This window comes from Gluconacetobacter aggeris, from assembly GCF_014174395.1.
Taxonomy (GTDB): domain Bacteria; phylum Pseudomonadota; class Alphaproteobacteria; order Acetobacterales; family Acetobacteraceae; genus Gluconacetobacter; species Gluconacetobacter aggeris.
In genome coordinates this window covers 1-1,065 of the sequence record NZ_JABEQD010000044.1, presented here as the reverse complement: position 1 = coordinate 1,065, position 1,065 = coordinate 1, and the positions used below count along the sequence as shown (strand labels likewise).

Genomic DNA, 1,065 nt, shown 5'->3' with positions numbered 1-1,065 from the left:
CCGCCAGGCGTCGATGATCGTCCGAGCGTCGGCCAGGTTGCGGAACAGGTGCTCGTTGAGGCATTCGTCACGGAACCGGCCGTTGAAACTCTCAACGAACCCGTTCTGCTGCGGTTTTCCCGGTGCGATATAGTGCTACAGCACCGACCGCTTTTCCTGCCAGGCCAGGATCGCGTTCGAGGTCATCTCGGTGCCGTTGTCGCTGACGATCATCATGGGAAAGCCTCGGCTTTCTGCGATCCGGTCCAGTTCGCGGCCAAGCCGTTCGCCCGACAGCGATGTGTCGGCGACCAGACCGAGGCATTCCCGGGTGTAGTCGTCGACCACCGTCAGCACCCGGAAGCGCCGTCCGCTGTTCAACGCGTCCGACACGAAGTCCAGGCTCCAGCGTTGGTTCGGCCCGTCGGGCAGCACCATTGGCGAGCGCGTGCCCAGCGCCCGTCTCCGACCGCCCCGCTTGCGGACCGACAGACCTTCCTCGCGATACAGCCGAAACAGCTTCTTGTGGTTCATGGCGATCCCTTCGCGGTCGAGCAGGATGTGCAGCCGCCGATACCCGAACCGGCGCCGCTCTCCCGCCAGTTCCCGCAGACGGGCACGCGCTGCCTTGTCGTCCGGGCGGCACGACGCATAGCGCCACGTCTTCGGATCGATACCGACCAACCGGCACGCACGGCGTTGCGTGTAACCCTGCTCCGTAATCGCCCAGGTCGCAGCATTTCGCCGCAAGCCGGGCGTCACGAGTTTTTTGCCAACAGGTCCTTCAGCGTCGAGACGTCCATCACGCTCTCGGCCAGGAGCCGCTTCAGCTTCGCGTTCTCGTCTTCCAGAGCCTTGAGCCGTCGCGCCTCCGATACTTCCATGCCGCCGTATTTCGACCGCCAGGTGTAGAACGTCGCATCGCTGATCCCGTGCTTGCGGCACAGATCGGCCGCCGACGCACCCGCCTGATGCTCTTTCAGGATTCCGATGATCTGGTCCTGCGTGAAACGTGATCTCTTCATTGCCTGTCTCCCGTTGGACAGACCTTACTCAAAAACGAGGGCATTTCACGGGGCAGGGTCA

At 63.3% G+C, this 1,065-nt stretch carries 1 pseudogene; it reads right to left on the bottom strand.

From position 1 onward, the window contains the following. A pseudogene (locus HLH36_RS19445) lies at positions 1 to 1,004 on the bottom strand (IS3 family transposase); the annotation flags it as partial. Positions 1,005 to 1,065 lie beyond the last annotated feature (61 nt).